This is a genomic window from Amycolatopsis sp. NPDC051372 (assembly GCF_040682095.1).
Lineage (GTDB): Bacteria > Actinomycetota > Actinomycetes > Mycobacteriales > Pseudonocardiaceae > Amycolatopsis.
The window spans coordinates 18,566-34,822 of the sequence record NZ_JBFBAF010000054.1; the positions used below are offsets into that span (position 1 = coordinate 18,566).

At 71.9% G+C, this 16,257-nt stretch carries 14 protein-coding genes; all 14 read left to right on the top strand.

Annotation, left to right across the window (positions count from 1 at the left end):
• Positions 1–189: 189 nt before the first annotated feature.
• The 14 genes from pyrR (at position 190) to AB0M56_RS47440 (ending at position 16,257) form a co-directional block, all read left to right on the top strand.
• A complete protein-coding gene (gene pyrR / locus AB0M56_RS47375) occupies positions 190–807 on the top strand; it encodes a bifunctional pyr operon transcriptional regulator/uracil phosphoribosyltransferase PyrR (protein WP_364189286.1) in 618 nt (205 codons plus the stop codon).
• On the top strand, positions 804–1,739 hold the full coding sequence (locus tag AB0M56_RS47380; protein WP_364189289.1) for an aspartate carbamoyltransferase catalytic subunit: 936 nt from the start codon (positions 804–806) through the stop codon (positions 1,737–1,739). Before pyrR ends, AB0M56_RS47380 begins: the two co-directional genes overlap by 4 nt.
• A 69-nt stretch (positions 1,740–1,808) precedes the next feature.
• Complete coding sequence (locus AB0M56_RS47385; RefSeq protein ID WP_364189292.1) at positions 1,809–3,095, top strand: dihydroorotase; 1,287 nt, start codon at positions 1,809–1,811, stop codon at positions 3,093–3,095.
• Entirely contained in the window at positions 3,095–3,610 is a 516-nt protein-coding gene (locus tag AB0M56_RS47390; RefSeq protein WP_364189294.1) for a transporter, read from the top strand. Before AB0M56_RS47385 ends, AB0M56_RS47390 begins: the two co-directional genes overlap by 1 nt.
• Positions 3,607–4,740, top strand: coding sequence for a glutamine-hydrolyzing carbamoyl-phosphate synthase small subunit (carA, locus tag AB0M56_RS47395; RefSeq protein WP_364189297.1), 1,134 nt, complete (start codon positions 3,607–3,609; stop codon positions 4,738–4,740). Before AB0M56_RS47390 ends, carA begins: the two co-directional genes overlap by 4 nt.
• Entirely contained in the window at positions 4,740–8,054 is a 3,315-nt protein-coding gene (gene carB, locus AB0M56_RS47400) for a carbamoyl-phosphate synthase large subunit (protein ID WP_364189300.1), read from the top strand. Before carA ends, carB begins: the two co-directional genes overlap by 1 nt.
• Positions 8,051–8,896, top strand: a complete 846-nt coding sequence (gene pyrF / locus AB0M56_RS47405) for an orotidine-5'-phosphate decarboxylase (protein ID WP_364189303.1) — start codon at positions 8,051–8,053, stop codon at positions 8,894–8,896. Before carB ends, pyrF begins: the two co-directional genes overlap by 4 nt.
• Positions 8,897–9,003: 107 nt before the next feature.
• Complete coding sequence (gene mihF, locus AB0M56_RS47410; protein WP_003096398.1) at positions 9,004–9,321, top strand: integration host factor, actinobacterial type; 318 nt, start codon at positions 9,004–9,006, stop codon at positions 9,319–9,321.
• Positions 9,318–9,980, top strand: a complete 663-nt coding sequence (gene gmk, locus AB0M56_RS47415; protein ID WP_364189305.1) for a guanylate kinase — start codon at positions 9,318–9,320, stop codon at positions 9,978–9,980. Before mihF ends, gmk begins: the two co-directional genes overlap by 4 nt.
• Positions 9,981–10,003: 23 nt before the next feature.
• On the top strand, positions 10,004–10,255 hold the full coding sequence (gene rpoZ, locus AB0M56_RS47420) for a DNA-directed RNA polymerase subunit omega (protein WP_220247522.1): 252 nt from the start codon (positions 10,004–10,006) through the stop codon (positions 10,253–10,255).
• Positions 10,248–11,486, top strand: coding sequence for a bifunctional phosphopantothenoylcysteine decarboxylase/phosphopantothenate--cysteine ligase CoaBC (gene coaBC, locus AB0M56_RS47425; RefSeq protein ID WP_364189308.1), 1,239 nt, complete (start codon positions 10,248–10,250; stop codon positions 11,484–11,486). Before rpoZ ends, coaBC begins: the two co-directional genes overlap by 8 nt.
• Positions 11,487–11,567: 81 nt before the next feature.
• On the top strand, positions 11,568–12,770 hold the full coding sequence (gene metK, locus AB0M56_RS47430) for a methionine adenosyltransferase (RefSeq protein WP_364189311.1): 1,203 nt from the start codon (positions 11,568–11,570) through the stop codon (positions 12,768–12,770).
• Between the two features lie 207 nt (positions 12,771–12,977).
• Positions 12,978–15,116, top strand: coding sequence for a primosomal protein N' (locus tag AB0M56_RS47435; protein ID WP_364189314.1), 2,139 nt, complete (start codon positions 12,978–12,980; stop codon positions 15,114–15,116).
• Positions 15,117–15,702: 586 nt separating this feature from the next.
• Positions 15,703–16,257, top strand: a complete 555-nt coding sequence (locus tag AB0M56_RS47440; RefSeq protein ID WP_364189317.1) for a GNAT family N-acetyltransferase — start codon at positions 15,703–15,705, stop codon at positions 16,255–16,257.

Sequence of the window (16,257 nt, forward strand, 5' to 3'; positions counted from 1 at the left end):
TCAGAGTAATGGTTACGCATAGTTGTCACCAGGTCAAGCAGAAGGTCTCCGTACCTGGTCGCGGACGTGGGCACACCACCCGGAAGGCTGATTGACCGCTCCTGCTACTGTCGGTGCGATTTCCCGGCACGAGCTGGGAGTCGACGTCCTTTAAGGACCCGTCCAGAGAGGCGGGGAAGGAGGTCCGCCTTGTCGTCACGTCCGCGTGGCGCGGCGGAACCGGTCGGGGAGCGCGAGCTTCTTTCGGCCGGCGATGTCGCGCGCACCATCGCCCGGATGGCCCATCAGGTCATCGAGAAGACCGCACTCGGTGCGGGTACTTCGGGCGATGCCTCATCCGCACCACTCGCCCCACCCGTGTTGCTGGGCATCCCCACGCGCGGTACTCCGCTGGCCAACCGGCTCGCCGGGAAGATCGGCGAGTTCTCCGGGGTCGTTCCCCCGACGGGGGCCCTCGACGTCACCCTGTACCGCGACGACCTGCGCCGCCGTCCGCCGCGCGCGCTCGAGCAGACGCAGCTGCCGCCCGGCGGCATCGACGACCGGGTGGTGATCCTGGTCGACGACGTGCTGTTCTCCGGCCGCACCATCCGCGCCGCCCTCGACGCCCTGCGCGACCACGGCCGCCCGCGCGCCGTGCAGCTGGCCGTGCTCGTCGACCGCGGCCACCGCGAGCTGCCGATCCGCGCCGACTACGTCGGCAAGAACGTGCCCACCGCGCGGGCCGAGGGCGTGTCCGTGCTGCTGTCCGAAACGGATGGGCGCGACGCGGTTCTGCTCCGCGCGCCGGAAGGAGAATCCCGGTGAAGCACCTGCTCGCCACCGACGGTCTGGACGCCGACACCGCCACGGCCGTCCTCGACACCGCCGACGAGCTCAAGCACACGCTGCTCGGCCGGGAGGTCCGCAAGCTGCCGACCCTGCGCGGCCGCACGGTGATCACCCTGTTCTACGAGAACTCCACCCGCACGCGCGTGTCGTTCGAGATCGCCGGGAAGTGGATGAGCGCCGACGTGATCAACGTCTCGGCGTCGAGCTCCTCGGTGAACAAGGGCGAGTCGCTGCGGGACACTGCGCTCACGCTCGCCGCCGCGGGCGCCGACTGCGTGATCATCCGCCACCCCGCGTCGGGTGCGGCCCACCGCCTGTCGGGCTGGCTCGCCCCGGCCGGCACCGCGGTGGTCAACGCCGGCGACGGCACCCACGAGCACCCCACGCAGGCGCTGCTCGACGCCGCGACCCTGCGCGAGCGGCTCGGCTCGCTGAAAGACCGCCGGGTGGCGATCGTCGGCGACGTGCTGCACAGCCGCGTCGCCCGGTCGAACATCCACCTGCTGAGCACCCTCGGCGCGGAGGTGGTGCTCGTCGCGCCGCCGACGCTGCTGCCCGTCGGGGTCGAGACGCTGCCGGTCACGGTCTCGCACGACCTCGACGCCGAGCTGCCGGCCGTCGACGCCGTGATGATGCTGAGGGTGCAAGCCGAACGGATGCACGGCGGGTTCTTCCCGAGTTCGCGCGAGTACTCGATCTCCTACGGGTTGTCCGAGCGGCGCCAGCGGCTGCTGCCGGACCACGCCGTGGTGCTGCACCCCGGCCCGATGCTGCGCGGGATGGAGATCGCCTCGGCGGTCGCCGACTCCCCGGCCTCGGCCATCACCGAACAGGTCCGCAACGGCGTCCACGTGCGCATGGCGGTCCTCTACCACCTCTTGGCCAGTGAAGGAGGCAACCGTGACTGACAATCGATGCCTTACCGGTCGCGGTTGCCGACCGGGTGCGGATGTCCCGCAAGACACAGGAGCCGCAGCGTGAGCTTGGTGATCAAGGGCGCCCGCCCGTACGGGGAGGGCGAACCGGTCGACGTCCTGATCCAGGACGGCGTGATCACGGCCATCGGTGCCGTCGAGGTCCCCGAAGACGCCGAGGTGGTCGAAGCCGGGGGCCAGGTGCTGCTGCCCGGGTTCGTCGACCTGCACACCCACCTGCGCGAGCCCGGTCGCGAGGACACCGAGACCATCGAAACCGGCTCGGCCGCGGCGGCGCTGGGCGGCTACACGGCCGTGTTCGCCATGGCCAACACCGACCCGGTGGCCGACAACGCGCTCGTGACCGACCACGTGTGGCGCCGCGGGCAGGAGGCCGGCCTGGTCGACGTGCACCCGGTCGGCGCCGTCACGGTGGGGCTCAAGGGCGAGAAGCTCGCCGAGCTCGGCACGATGGCCAAGGGCACCGCCGCCGTGCGCGTGTTCTCCGACGACGGCGTGTGCGTGGCCGACCCGCTGCTGATGCGCCGCGCGCTGGAGTACTCGACCGCGCTCGACGCCGTGATCGCGCAGCACGCCGAGGAGCCGCGGCTCACGGTCGGCGCGCAGGCCAACGAGGGCGAGAACTCCGCCCGCCTGGGTTACCCGGGCTGGCCGGCTTCGGCCGAGGAGTCGATCGTCGCGCGCGACTGCCTGCTCGCGTTGCACGCCAAAGCGCGCCTGCACGTCTGCCACGTGTCCACCTCGGGCACGGTCGACGTCCTGCGCTGGGCGAAGGACCGGGGCACCAAGGTGTCGGCCGAGGTCACGCCGCACCACCTGCTGCTCACCGACGAACGCCTGGCCACCTACGACCCGGTGAACAAGGTGAACCCGCCCCTGCGCACCGGCGGCGACGTCGAGAAGCTGCGCGCCGCGCTGGCCGAGGGCGTGATCGACTGCGTTGCCACCGACCACGCGCCCCACGCCGTGCAGGACAAGGACACCGAGTGGAGCGCCGCGCGCCCGGGCATGCTGGGCCTGCAGACCGCGCTCTCGGTCGTCGTCCGTGCGATGGTGGAGCCGGGCCTGCTCGACTGGCGCGGCGTCGCCCGCGTGATGAGCGAGCGGCCCGCCGCGATCGGCAACCTGCCCGACCACGGCCGCCCGCTCGAGGTCGGCGAGCCGGCGAACCTGACCCTCGTCGACCCCGGTGCGGAGTGGACGGTGCGCGGGGCTGAGCTCGCGAGCATCTCCGCGAACACCCCGTACGAGGGAATGCGGCTGCCCGCCGTGGTGACGGCCACCGTGCTGCGCGGGCGGATCACCGCGCGCGAAGGGAAGATCTGCTGATGGAACGGTTCCTCCTCGTGCTGGGGATCGTCGTCTTCTTCCTCCTGTGCCTGTGGGGCATGTGGGTGGGCTGGCGGCGCAAGTCGCGCTCGCAGAGCGCGCAGGTGCCGCCGTTCCCGGGAATTCCCGGGGATCCCGGTGAGATCGTGCTGGAGTCGGCCGGGCTCTACGTCAGCACCACCACCGCCGGCAACTGGCAGGACCGGGTCGTCACGCGGGGCGCGGGACTGCGCACCGGTGCGGTCTGGCGCCTGCACCCGGGCGGCATCGCGGTGGAACGCGGCGGCGCGCCTGACTTCTGGATCCCGCGCGAGGCGGTCACCGGGATCCGCCGCGACTCGAAGATCGCCGGGAAGGTGATGGGCACCGACGCGCTGCTCGTCATCACCTGGCGCCTGGGAGACGCCGATCTCGACACCGGTTTCCGCGGCGACGACCTCGACGACTATCCACAGTGGATCGAACAGCTTTCCCCCGACAACTCGGATCACGACATCAAGGGAGGTGCCCAGTGAGCACCGCGAACGGCACTCGCGTCCCCGCCGCCCTGGTTCTGGAGGACGGCCGGGTCTTCCGCGGCGCGGCCTACGGCGCGCGCGGGCGGACGCTCGGCGAGGCGGTGTTCTGCACCGGCATGACCGGCTACCAGGAGACCCTGACCGACCCGTCCTACCACCGGCAGATCGTGGTGCAGACGGCGCCGCAGATCGGCAACACCGGCTGGAACGACGAGGACGACGAGTCGGCCCGCATCTGGGTCTCGGGCTACGTGGTGCGCGACCCGGCCCGCACGCCGTCCAACTGGCGCAGCAAGCGCGGCCTCGACGAGGAGCTGGCCCGCCAGGGCATCGTCGGCATCTCCGAGGTCGACACGCGCACGCTCACCCGCCACCTGCGCGAGCAGGGCGCGATGCGCGCGGGCGTGTTCTCCGGCGACGCGCTGGGCAGCGACGAGCAGATGGTGGCCGAGGTCCTGGCGAGCCCGCAGATGAAGGGCGCCGACCTCGCGGGCGAGGTCTCCACGGACAAGCCCTACGTCGTCGAGGCACGAGGCGAACGGCGCTTCCGCGTCGCCGCGCTCGACCTGGGCATCAAGTCCAACACCCCGCGCCTGATGACGCAGCGCGGCATCGAGGTCCACGTGCTGCCCGCCGCGACCACGGTCGAGGAGCTGCTCGCGGTCGAGGCCGACGGCGTCTTCCTCTCCAACGGCCCGGGCGACCCCGCGACCACCACGCACGCCACCGCGCTCACGAAGGCCGTGCTGGAGCACGAGATCCCGCTGTTCGGCATCTGCTTCGGCAACCAGATTCTCGGCCGCGCGCTGGGGCTGGGCACGTACAAGATGCGCTACGGCCACCGCGGCATCAACATCCCGGTGATCGACGTGGCCACCGGCCGTGTCGCGATCACGGCGCAGAACCACGGCTTCGCGCTCGAAGGCGAGCCCGGCCAGCGGTTCGAGTCGCCCTACGGCGCCGCGCAGATCAGCCACTACTGCCCCAACGACGACACCGTCGAGGGCGTGCGCGCCTTCGACGTACCGGCGTTCTCGGTGCAGTACCACCCCGAAGCCGCGGCCGGACCGCACGACGCGGCGCCCCTGTTCGACGAGTTCGTTGAGTTGATGGAGAAGAAGGCCTGATGCCGAAGAGGACGGACATCCAGCACGTGCTGGTGATCGGCTCCGGGCCGATCGTGATCGGGCAGGCCGCCGAGTTCGACTACTCGGGCACGCAGGCCTGCCGGGTGCTGCGGGCCGAGGGCCTGCGCGTGAGCCTGGTGAACTCGAACCCGGCCACCATCATGACCGACCCCGAGTTCGCCGACGCCACCTACATCGAGCCGGTCACGCCGGACTTCGTGGAGAAGGTCATCGCGCAGGAACGGCCCGACGCCATCCTCGCGACGCTGGGCGGCCAGACGGCGCTCAACTGCGCGGTCGCGCTGCACGAGCGCGGCGTGCTCGAGAAGTACGGTGTGGAGCTGATCGGCGCCGACATCGACGCCATCCAGCGCGGTGAGGACCGGCAGAAGTTCAAGGACATCGTGCGCACGATCGGCGCCGAGGTCCCGCGCAGCCGCGTCTGCAACACGATGGAGGACGTGCGCGCCACCGTCGCCGAGCTCGGCCTGCCGGTCGTGATCCGGCCGTCGTTCACCATGGGCGGCCTCGGTTCCGGCCTGGCCTACACGCCCGAGGAGCTGGAGCGCCTGGCGTCCACCGGCCTGAGCGAGTCGCCGGTCACCGAGGTGCTCATCGAGGAGAGCGTGCTCGGCTGGAAGGAGTACGAGCTCGAACTGATGCGCGACAAGAGCGACAACGTCGTGGTCGTCTGCTCGATCGAGAACGTCGACGCGATGGGCGTCCACACGGGCGACTCCGTCACCGTCGCGCCCACGATGACGCTCACCGACCGCGAGTACCAGGTGATGCGCGACGTCGGCATCGCCGTGCTGCGCGAGGTCGGCGTGGACACCGGCGGCTGCAACATCCAGTTCGCGATCAACCCGGACGACGGGCGCATGGTCGTGATCGAGATGAACCCGCGGGTGTCCCGCTCGTCGGCGCTCGCGTCGAAGGCCACCGGCTTCCCGATCGCCAAGATCGCCGCGAAGCTCGCCATCGGCTACACGCTCGACGAGATTCAGAACGACATCACCGGCGAGACCCCGGCGGCCTTCGAGCCGACGCTCGACTACGTCGTGGTGAAGATCCCGCGCTTCGCCTTCGAGAAGTTCCCCGGCGCGGACCCGACGCTCACGACCACCATGAAGAGCGTCGGCGAGGCGATGTCCTTCGGCCGGAGCTTCCCCGAGGCGCTCGGCAAGGCCATGCGGTCGATCGAGACCAAGGCCACCGGCTTCTGGACGCTTCCGGACCCCGAGGGCGTGACGATGGAGTCCACTTTGGACTCGCTGCGCGTGCCGCACGAGGGCCGGCTGTACGAGGTGGAGCGGGCGCTGCGCCTGGGCGCCACCGTCGAGCAGGTGCACGAGGCCAGCGGCATCGACCCGTGGTTCGTGGACCAGATCGCGCTGATCGGCGAGGTCGGGTCCGAGGTGCGCGACGCGCCGGTGCTCGACGGCGAGCTGCTGCGCCGCGCCAAGCGCACGGGCCTGTCCGACCGCCAGATCGCCGCGCTGCGCCCCGAACTGGCGGGGGAGGACGGCGTGCGCTCGCTGCGCCACCGCCTCGGCGTGCGGCCGGTGTTCAAGACCGTGGACACGTGCGCGGCCGAGTTCAAGGCGGACACGCCGTACCACTACTCGGCCTACGAGACCGACCCCGCGGCGCAGTCGGAGGTCGTGGCGCAGGGTGACAAGCCGAAGGTGCTCATCCTCGGCTCCGGTCCGAACCGGATCGGGCAGGGCATCGAGTTCGACTACTCCTGCGTGCACGCCGCGATCGCGCTGCGCGAGGCCGGGTTCGAGGCCGTCATGGTCAACTGCAATCCCGAGACCGTCTCCACCGACTACGACACCTCCGACCGCCTGTACTTCGAGCCGCTGTCCTTCGAGGACGTGCTCGAGGTCGTGCACGCGGAGCAGCAGTCGGGCACCGTCGCGGGCGTGATCGTGCAGCTCGGCGGCCAGACCCCGCTGGGGCTCGCGAAGCGCCTGGCCGACGCCGGCGTGCCGGTGGTCGGCACGCCGCCCGAGGCCATCAACCTGGCCGAGGACCGCGGCGCGTTCGGCGAGGTGCTCGGCGACGCCGGGCTGCCGGCGCCGAAGTACGGCACGGCGACTTCGTTCGAGGGCGCCAAGCGGATCGCCGACGAGATCGGCTACCCGGTGCTCGTGCGGCCGTCCTACGTGCTCGGCGGGCGCGGTATGGAGATCGTCTACGACGAGGAGACCCTCGCCGGCTACATCCGCCGCGCCACCGAGGTCACGCCCGAGCACCCGGTGCTCGTGGACCGCTTCCTCGACGACGCGATCGAGATCGACGTCGATGCCCTGTTCGACGGCGAGGAGCTCTACCTCGGCGGCGTGATGGAGCACATCGAGGAGGCCGGCATCCACTCCGGTGACTCCTCGTGCGCGCTGCCGCCGATCACGCTCGGTGCCACCGACCTCGAAGAGGTGCGCCGCTCCACGGAGGCGATCGCCCGCGGCGTGGGTGTGCGCGGCCTGCTGAACGTGCAGTACGCGCTCAAGGACGATGTGCTGTACGTGCTGGAGGCGAACCCGCGCGCCTCGCGCACGGTGCCGTTCGTCTCGAAGGCCACCGCGGTGCCGCTCGCGAAGGCGGCGGCGCTGGTGATGACCGGCTCGACGATCAAGGACCTGCGCGCCTCGGGTGTGCTGCCCGCGGAGGGCGACGGCGGCCGGATGCCGGCCGACTCGCCGGTGGCGGTCAAGGAGGCCGTGCTGCCGTTCCACCGGTTCCGCACGCCGGAGGGCCACGGCGTGGATTCCTTGCTGGGCCCGGAGATGAAGTCCACGGGCGAGGTGATGGGTGTGGACGTGTCCTTCGGGAAGGCGTTCGCGAAGTCCCAGAGCGGGGCGTACGGCTCGCTGCCGACGTCCGGGCGCGTGTTCGTCTCGGTGGCCAACCGCGACAAGCGCTCGATGGTCTTCCCGGTGAAGCGGCTGGCGGACCTCGGGTTCGAGATCCTGGCGACGTCCGGCACCGCCGAAGTGTTGCGGCGCAACGGAGTCGACTGCACGGTGGTGCGCAAGCACTACGAGGGCAGCACCGAAGCCGAGCCCAACATCGTGGACGTGATCCTCGCCGGCGGCGTCGAGATGGTCATCAACACGCCGTACGGGAACAGCGGCCCGCGCATCGACGGCTACGAGATCCGCACCGCGGCGGTTTCGCGCGACATCCCGTGCATCACCACCGTGCAGGGCGCGGCGGCGGCCGTGCACGGCATCGAAGCGCTCATCCGGGGTGACATCGGGGTGCGCAGCCTCCAGAGCCTCCAGGCGGCCCTGAAGGCCACGACGTGAGCGGGCAGCGGTTCGGGGCCCGGCTGGCGAAGGCGGTCGCGGAACGCGGGCCGCTGTGCGCCGGCATCGACCCGCATCCGGGCCTGATCGAGTCCTGGGGCCTGTCCCTGGACGTGAGTGGTCTGGAACGGTTCGCGCTGGGCGCCACGGAGGTCCTGGCGGCCGCGACGGCGATCGTGAAGCCGCAGTCGGCGTTTTTCGAGGCGTTCGGCCCGCCCGGCGTGGCGGTGCTCGAACGCGTCGTGGACGCGGCCCACGACGCCGGTGCGCTCGTGCTGCTCGACGTCAAACGCGGCGACATCGGCTCCACAATGGCGGCCTACACGGCCGCCTACGTGGCCGAGGGGGCGGCGTTCAAGGCCGACGCGGCCACGGTTTCGCCGTATCTCGGGTTCGGCGCGCTCGATCCCGCCGTGGCGGCCGCCACGGCGGCGGGTACCGGCCTGTTCGTGCTCGCGCGCACGTCGAACCCGGAGGCCCACGCGCTGCAGAGCGCGCGGCTGGCGGACGGCCGCACGGTGGCCCAGAGCATCGTCGACGCGGCCGCGGACCACAACGCCGGTGCCGAGCCCCTCGGCGACGTCGGCGTGGTCGTAGGAGCCACGATCAGCCCCGGTGAGCTGGACCTTTCCCGGCTCGCCGGGCCCGTGCTCGCGCCCGGGTTCGGCGCCCAGGGGGCAACTGTGGCGGACTTAAGGGCAGTCTTCGGGCCCGATCTGCCGGGGGTGCTGCCGGCGTCTTCGCGCGACCTGCTGCGCCACGGTCCGGACCCCGAGGCCATGCGCCGCGAGGTCGTCCGGGTCACGGCGCTGCTGGGCCGCACAGCCGAAAAAGACCAATAGCAGGCCCCGGAATCGGCCTCCACCAGCCACCCCCGCATTGTGGCGCCTGCTCAAGGGTGGGTACCGTCGCGTCACCCACCCAGATTTGAGAACTACCGGAGGAAAACGTGGCACTTCCCCAGCTGACAGAGGAACAGCGTGCTGCGGCGCTGGAGAAGGCCGCCGCCGCCCGCCGCATCCGTGCTGAGCTGAAGGAGCGGCTGAAGCGGGGCGGTACCACTCTGGTCGACGTGCTGAAGCAGGCCGAGGAGAACGAAGTCCTCGGCAAGATGAAGGTTTCGGCCCTGCTCGAGGCTCTCCCCGGCGTCGGCAAGGTTCGTGCCCAGCAGACCATGGAACGACTGGAGATCGCGCCCAGCCGCAGGCTCCGCGGACTCGGCGACCGGCAGCGCAAGGCGCTGCTGGCCGAGTTCAGCGGAGAGTGAGCGGCGTCGGTCAGGACTACCCGGTGATCCGGGGCACCGACCGCGACGGTGAGCCGGTGGCGGGGGATACCTCCCGGCACCGGCTCACCGTCGTCTCGGGGCCTTCCGGGGTCGGGAAGTCGAGCGTGGTGGGGGAGCTGCGCAGGCTCGAACCGGACATCTACTTCAGCGTCTCGGTCACGACGCGGAAGCCGAGGCCCGGAGAGGTCGACGGGAGCCACTACCACTTCGTGGAGCGGGCCGAGTTCGACCGGATGGTCGCCGACGGGCTGCTGCTGGAGTGGGCGGAGTTCGCGGGCAACTGCTACGGCACGCCGCGCGAGCCCGTGGAGCGGGCACTGGCGGCCGGCCGGCCCGCCGTGCTGGAGATCGAATTGCAGGGCGCGCGGCAGGTCCGGGCGGCCATGCCGGAGGCCCGGCTCGTGATGCTGATGCCGCCGTCGTGGGACGAGCTGGTCGGCAGGCTCACCGGGCGTGGCACGGAATCCGAGGCCGCGGTGCAGGCCCGCCTCGCCGAGGCGGAACGCGAACTGGCGGCCGCGGGCGAGTTCGACGTCCGGCTCGTGAACGCCGACGTGGGGGCCGCCGCGGCGCGGTTGCTAGACTTGATTACCGGTGGCGATTCCTCTGCCGCCGATATCCTGGACGATACGGAGTAGCACGAGTGGCTGTTCAACAGGCGATGCTGGAAGAGCTCGAGGGCATCACCAACCCGCCGATCGACGACCTGCTCGAAAAGGTCTCCTCGAAGTACGCGCTGGTGATCTACTCGGCCAAGCGCGCGCGTCAGATCAACGACTACTACGCCCAGCTGGGCGAGGGTCTGCTGGAGTACGTCGGCCCCCTCGTGGAGCCGGGCCCCCGCGAGAAGCCGCTGTCGATCGCGCTGCGCGAGATCCACGGTGGCCTGCTCGAGCACACCGAGGGTGAGTGACACCAAGCCCAGGATCGTCCTGGGCGTGGGCGGCGGCATCGCCGCCTACAAGGCCTGTGAGGTCCTGCGAGGCCTCACCGAGTCCGGGCACGACGTTCGCGTGGTGCCCACCGAGGCCGCGCTGAACTTCATCGGCGCGGCCACCTTCGAGGCCCTCTCGGGACACCCGGTGCACACCGGGGTGTTCACGGAGGTGCCCGAGGTGCAGCACGTTCGCGTCGGCAAGGAAGCCGACCTCGTGCTGATCGTCCCGGCGACTGCCAATCTGCTGGCCAAGGCCGCGCACGGCATCGCCGACGACCTCCTCACCACGACCCTGCTCACCGCCCGGTGCCCGGTCGCCTTCTTCCCGGCGATGCACACGGAGATGTGGGAGCACCGGGCCACGCAGGACAACGTGGCGCTGCTGCGGTCGCGCGGCATGGTCGTGACCGAGCCCGCCGCCGGGCGCCTCACGGGCGTCGACACCGGCAAGGGCCGGCTGGCCGACCCGGCCGAGATCGTGGACCTGGCCCGCCTGTTGCTCGACGAGCCCCGCGCGTTGCCGCGCGACCTCGAGGGCCTGCGCGTGGTCGTCTCCGCGGGCGGCACGCGCGAGCCGCTGGACCCGGTCCGCTACCTGGGCAACCGTTCGTCGGGCAAGCAGGGTTTCGCACTCGCGCGCGTGGCCGCGCAGCGTGGTGCCGACGTGACGTTGATCGCCGCCCACACCGTCGAGCTGCCCCAGCCCGCCGGTGCGCGCGTGGAGCGCGTGTCGAGCGCGGAGGAGCTGCGCAAGGCCGTGCACGCGGCCGCCGCGGACGCCGACGTGGTCGTGATGGCCGCCGCCGTCGCCGACTTCCGGCCGGCCACGCGGGCCGACTACAAGATCAAGAAGTCCGACGACTCGCCCGACCCCGTGATCACCCTCGACCGCAATGCCGACATCCTCGCCGAGCTGGTCCAGGGCCGTCGCGAGGGCCAGACGGTGGTCGGGTTCGCCGCCGAGACGGGCGACGAGCACGGCAGCGTGCTCGACCACGCGCGCACGAAGCTGCGGCGCAAGGGCGCCGACCTGCTGGTGGTCAACGCGGTGGGCGACGGCAAGGCGTTCGGCACGGAGGACAACTCCGGCTGGCTGCTGGCCGCGGACGGCACCGAGCAGGCGATCCCGCTCGGCGCGAAGGCGCGGCTCGCGGCCACTGTGTGGGACGCTGTAACAAGCTTGCGCGAACGTCGACTCCAGCACTAGGCCTTCTGGGTAATGTAGGGCCGTGTAAGGGGTACCTAAGTTCGCGGGTACCGAGCCGAAACCGAGGGAAGTGACGAGGTCGTGACTGCGTCCACCAAAAGGCTGTTCACGTCGGAATCGGTGACCGAGGGCCATCCCGACAAGATCTGTGACGCCATCAGCGACTCGATCCTCGACGGCCTGCTCACCAAGGACCCGCGCAGCCGGGTCGCCGTCGAGACCATGATCACCACGGGCCAGGTGCACGTGGCCGGCGAGGTGACCACCGAGGCCTACGCCGACATCCCGACCATCGTGCGGGACGTGATCCTGCGGATCGGCTACGACTCGTCGGCCAAGGGTTTCGACGGCAACTCGTGCGGCGTGAACGTGGCGATCGGCTCCCAGTCGCCGGACATCGCGCAGGGCGTCGACACCGCATACGAGTCGCGCGTCGAGTCCGACGAGGACGAGATCAACCGCCAGGGCGCCGGCGACCAGGGCCTGATGTTCGGTTACGCGTGCTCGGACACGCCCGAGCTGATGCCGCTGCCGATCGCGCTGGCCCACCGACTGTCGCGTCGGCTGACCGCGGTCCGCAAGGACGGCGTGCTGCCGTACCTGCGCCCGGACGGCAAGACCCAGGTCACCATCGAGTACGCGGGTGAGCAGCCCGTGCGTCTCGACACGGTGGTCGTGTCCACGCAGCACGCCGACGGCATCGACCTGGAGCAGATGCTGGGCGTCGACGTGAAGCAGCACGTGGTGGAGCCGGAGCTGGCCGAGCTGGGTCTCGACACAGCCGGCACCCGCCTGCTGGTCAACCCGACCGGCCGCTTCGTGATCGGCGGCCCGATGGGCGACGCCGGCCTGACCGGCCGCAAGATCATCGTCGACACCTACGGCGGCATGGCCCGCCACGGCGGTGGCGCCTTCTCGGGCAAGGACCCGTCCAAGGTCGACCGCTCCGCGGCGTACGCGATGCGCTGGGTGGCGAAGAACGTGGTCGCCGCCGGGCTGGCCGGGCGCGTCGAGGTGCAGGTGGCCTACGCGATCGGCAAGGCCGCGCCGGTGGGGCTGTTCGTGGAGACCTTCGGCACCGAGACGGTGGACCCGACGAAGATCCAGGACGCGATCAGCGAGGTCTTCGACCTCCGTCCGGCCGCGATCATCCGCGACCTCGACCTGCTGCGCCCGATCTACGCGCCGACCGCCGCGTACGGCCACTTCGGCCGCACGGATCTCGACCTGCCGTGGGAGAGCACCGCGCGGGCCGACGCGCTGCGTTCGCTGGCGGGCGCCTGAGTTTTCCGGTAGTTCTGGCTGCCGGCGAAGGGCTCCTGGGGGAATCGGATTCCCCCAAGGAGCCCTTCACTGCTTTGCGGCGGCGGCACGCTCGAACCACCTGTCCACCGCACCCCGACGCGGCATGGGGTGCGGTGGGCGCACCGAAAGCGGCATTGGGGCGTTCTGGCGGCGGGACCGTCGGTGGGGTCTGGTAGAGATCTCGGGGTGAGCAGCTCCGAACCCGCCCCGCTGTGGGACCTCCCGGAGCCTTCGCGCTCCGCCTCGGAGCCGAAGGCCTCCTCACCGCGCGCCGGAAAGCCGGCGGCCGTGGCCAGGAAGGCAGGCAATGCGGCCGCGAAGAAGGCTCCGTCGCGCAAAGGGGCGCAACAGCCGGCGCCCGAGCTGCCCGTGGCCAAGATCGTGGTGGACATCCCGCTGGCGCACCTGGACCGGACGTTCGACTACCAGGTGCCCGACAAGCTGCACGAGGCCGCGGTGCCGGGTTGCCGCGTGCGCGTGCGGTTCGCGGGGCAGCTCGTCGACGGCTACCTCGTGGAGCGCACGGACACCACGGAGTACGAGCGGAAGCTGGCGTACCTGGAGCGCGTCACGTCGAGTGAGCCGGTGCTGCCGCCTTCGCTGCACGCCGTGTGCCGGTCGGTGGCCGACCGCTACGGCGGCACCCTGTCCGACGTGCTGCGGCTGGCTTTGCCGCCGCGGCACGCCAAAGCCGAGGCCGAGCCCGCTTCCGAACCGGCGCCGTCGCCGGACGTGCCGGACGTGTCGGCGTGGTCGCGGTACCAGTGGGGTCCGGCGTTCCTGGACGCCGTGGCCGACGGCAAGCCGGCCAACGCGGTGTGGCAAGCCCTGCCGGGCGAGGACTGGCCGCGCCGGCTCGCGGAGGCCGCGGCGGTGGCGGCGTCGTGCGGCCGGGGCGCGGTGCTCGTCGTGCCGGACCACCGGGACCTCACGCGGGTGCACGAGGCGTGCGCGGCGCTGATGGGCGAGGACGCCGTGGTGGCGCTGATCGCCGGGCTCGGGCCCGCGGAGCGGTATCGGCGCTGGCTCGCCGTGCTGCGTGGCGGTGTCCGGGTCGTGGTGGGCACGCGCGCGGCGATGTTCGCGCCGGTGGCCGACCCGGGCCTGTTCGTCGTGTGGGACGACGGCGACGACCTGCACCTCGACCCGCACGCGCCTTACCCGCACGTGCGCGACGTGCTCATGGACCGCGCGCACGCCACGAAGTCGTCGCTGCTGGTCGGCGGTTTCGCGCGCACGGCGGAGGCGCAGCTGCTCGTGGAGTCGGGCTGGGCGCAGGCCGTGCTGGCCGACCGCGCCGAGCTGCGCGCGGCCGCCCCGCGCGTGACGCCGGTGGGGGAAGACTTCGACGTCGCCCGCGACGAAGCCGCGCGCGTTGCCCGCCTGCCCGCGGTGGCCTTCGAGGCGGCGCGCCAGGCGTTCGCCGCCGGGCTCCCGGCGCTGGTCCAGGTGCCCCGGCGCGGCTACGTCCCGGGCCTGGCCTGTGGCAACTGCCGCACGCCCGCGCACTGCCGCCGTTGCGCCGGTCCGCTGGCGCTGCCCGGCGGCTCGGTGGACGGCGCGCCGAAGCCGCCCGCGTGCCGCTGGTGCGGCGTGCCGGAGACCGCATTCCGTTGCCAGGCTTGCGGTTCCGTGCGGCTGCGCGCGGTGATCGTGGGCGCGAAGCGCACGGCGGAGGAACTGGGCCGGGCCTTCCCGGGCGTCCCTGTGCGTACATCCGGCGCGGCCGAGGTGCTGGCGACGGTGCCCGGACGCCCCGCGCTGGTGGTCTGCACCCCCGGAGCCGAACCCGTCGCCGAGGGCGGCTACGGCGCCGCCCTGCTCCTCGACGGCTGGGCCCTGCTCGGCCGCCAGGACCTGCGCGCAGCCGAGGAAACCTTGCGTCGCTGGATGGCCGCGGGCGCCTTGGTGCGCCCGGCCGCTTCGGGCGGCCGGATCGTGGTGGGCGCCGAGGCCGGCCTATCCGTGGTCCAGGCCCTGGTCCGCTGGGACCCGGCCTGGCACGCCGCCTTGGAGCTCGGCCAGCGCCGCGAACTGGGCTTCCCGCCCGCCATGCGCATGGCCAGCGTCGAAGGCACGCCCGACGCCGTCGCCTCCGTCCTCGACGACCTGCCCCTGCCCGACACCGGCGAAGTCCTCGGCCCCGTCCCCCTGGGCGACTTCGACGCCGACGGCAACGCCTCCCGCGAACGCGCTCTGGTCCGTGTGGCGCGGCCGGAGGGCAAAACGCTGGCCGCTCTGCTCCACGACGCCGCGGCCCGCCGCGACGCCCGCAAGGCGGCCGAGCCGGTGCGGATTCAGCTGGATCCGCTGGAGCTGATCTAGACGACGGCTTGAGCGGGGACTTGCCCCGCTCTGTGGCTGCGCGGTCCGGCGGGCGTGGCTTCCCGAGGGGAAGCTCGGGCTGCGTTGTGCTGTCAAACGGCGGCGCGCCGGGGTGCCCGCAAGGCAGCGGAGCCGGGTGGGGATTCGGCTGTGCTTGAGTTGCTGGGTGGGCGGCCTTGCCTTGCTCTGTGGCCTGCGCGGTCTGGCGGGCGTGGCTTCCCCAGGCAGCTCGGGCTGCCTTGCTCCACGAAACAGCGGCCCGGCGAAGTGCTCGAAGGAGCGCTGATCCGGCGCGGATCCGGCTGGATCCGCCGGCACCGTCCGGGCCGGCTTGGGTGGTGCAGTCCTCTCCCACACCCCGGGCGAGGGGCACCGGACGACGGTCGAAAGGTCGGGTTCGTGAACGTTGTTCGGACCACTGCCCGGCCGGCCCGTTTCGTTTCGGCCTTGATCGGGCATGTGGAAGGCGGTCGGGGGAGGGCCCGGCGGGTTGAAGCACGCCCGCGGCGCTGCTCCGTGCGCGCGCCGGGACTGCTCCTTTCGCTGGCTGCGCGCTTTCGCCGGGTCCCCCTACGCTGGAGGCGCGATGTTCAGGACCGATCCGCGCGACGCCGACGGCTGCCCGTCCGGCGAAGGGGAACCCGCGGCCGAGGCGATGATCCGGGCCGCCGAACCGACCGACGTCAAGGCGCTGAGCGTCGCGCTCGGCGCGGAAGAGTACTTCGCCGACCGGCTCGGGCGGCAGGCCGAGGGGCTGGGCGTCCTGTTCACCGCGTGGTGGGCGGATCGGCCGGTCGGGGCCCTGTACCTGTGGCTCGAGGACGCCGAGGAGCCGCCTATCCGCAGCCGGCTGCCGGGCGTCCCGCTGCTGACGCACGTGGAAGTCCTGCCGGCCGCGCGCAACCGCGGCGTCGGCCGGGCGCTGGTCCGCGCGGCCGAGGGCCTGCTGGCGAGCCTCGGGCACCGGCGCGCCGCGTTGGCCGTGCGCACGGACAACGCGGACGCGGCCCGGCTGTACGACCGCCTGGACTACCAGGACTGGGGGCACGGCACGGTCGTCTGCTACGCCGAGCACTTCCTCCCGGACGGCCGCACCGTGTCCGAAGCCGAGCTGTGCCACGTGCTGGTGAAGACCCTCTGA

Bases quoted from the DNA above. Each gene is read 5' to 3' on its own strand.
- AB0M56_RS47390 (WP_364189294.1), top strand. From the start codon at position 3,095: ATGGAACGGTTCCTCCTCGTGCTGGGGATCGTCGTCTTCTTCCTCCTG.
- carB (WP_364189300.1), top strand. From the start codon at position 4,740: ATGCCGAAGAGGACGGACATCCAGCACGTGCTGGTGATCGGCTCCGGG.
- rpoZ (WP_220247522.1), top strand. From the start codon at position 10,004: ATGCTGGAAGAGCTCGAGGGCATCACCAACCCGCCGATCGACGACCTG.
- AB0M56_RS47440 (WP_364189317.1), top strand. From the start codon at position 15,703: ATGTTCAGGACCGATCCGCGCGACGCCGACGGCTGCCCGTCCGGCGAA.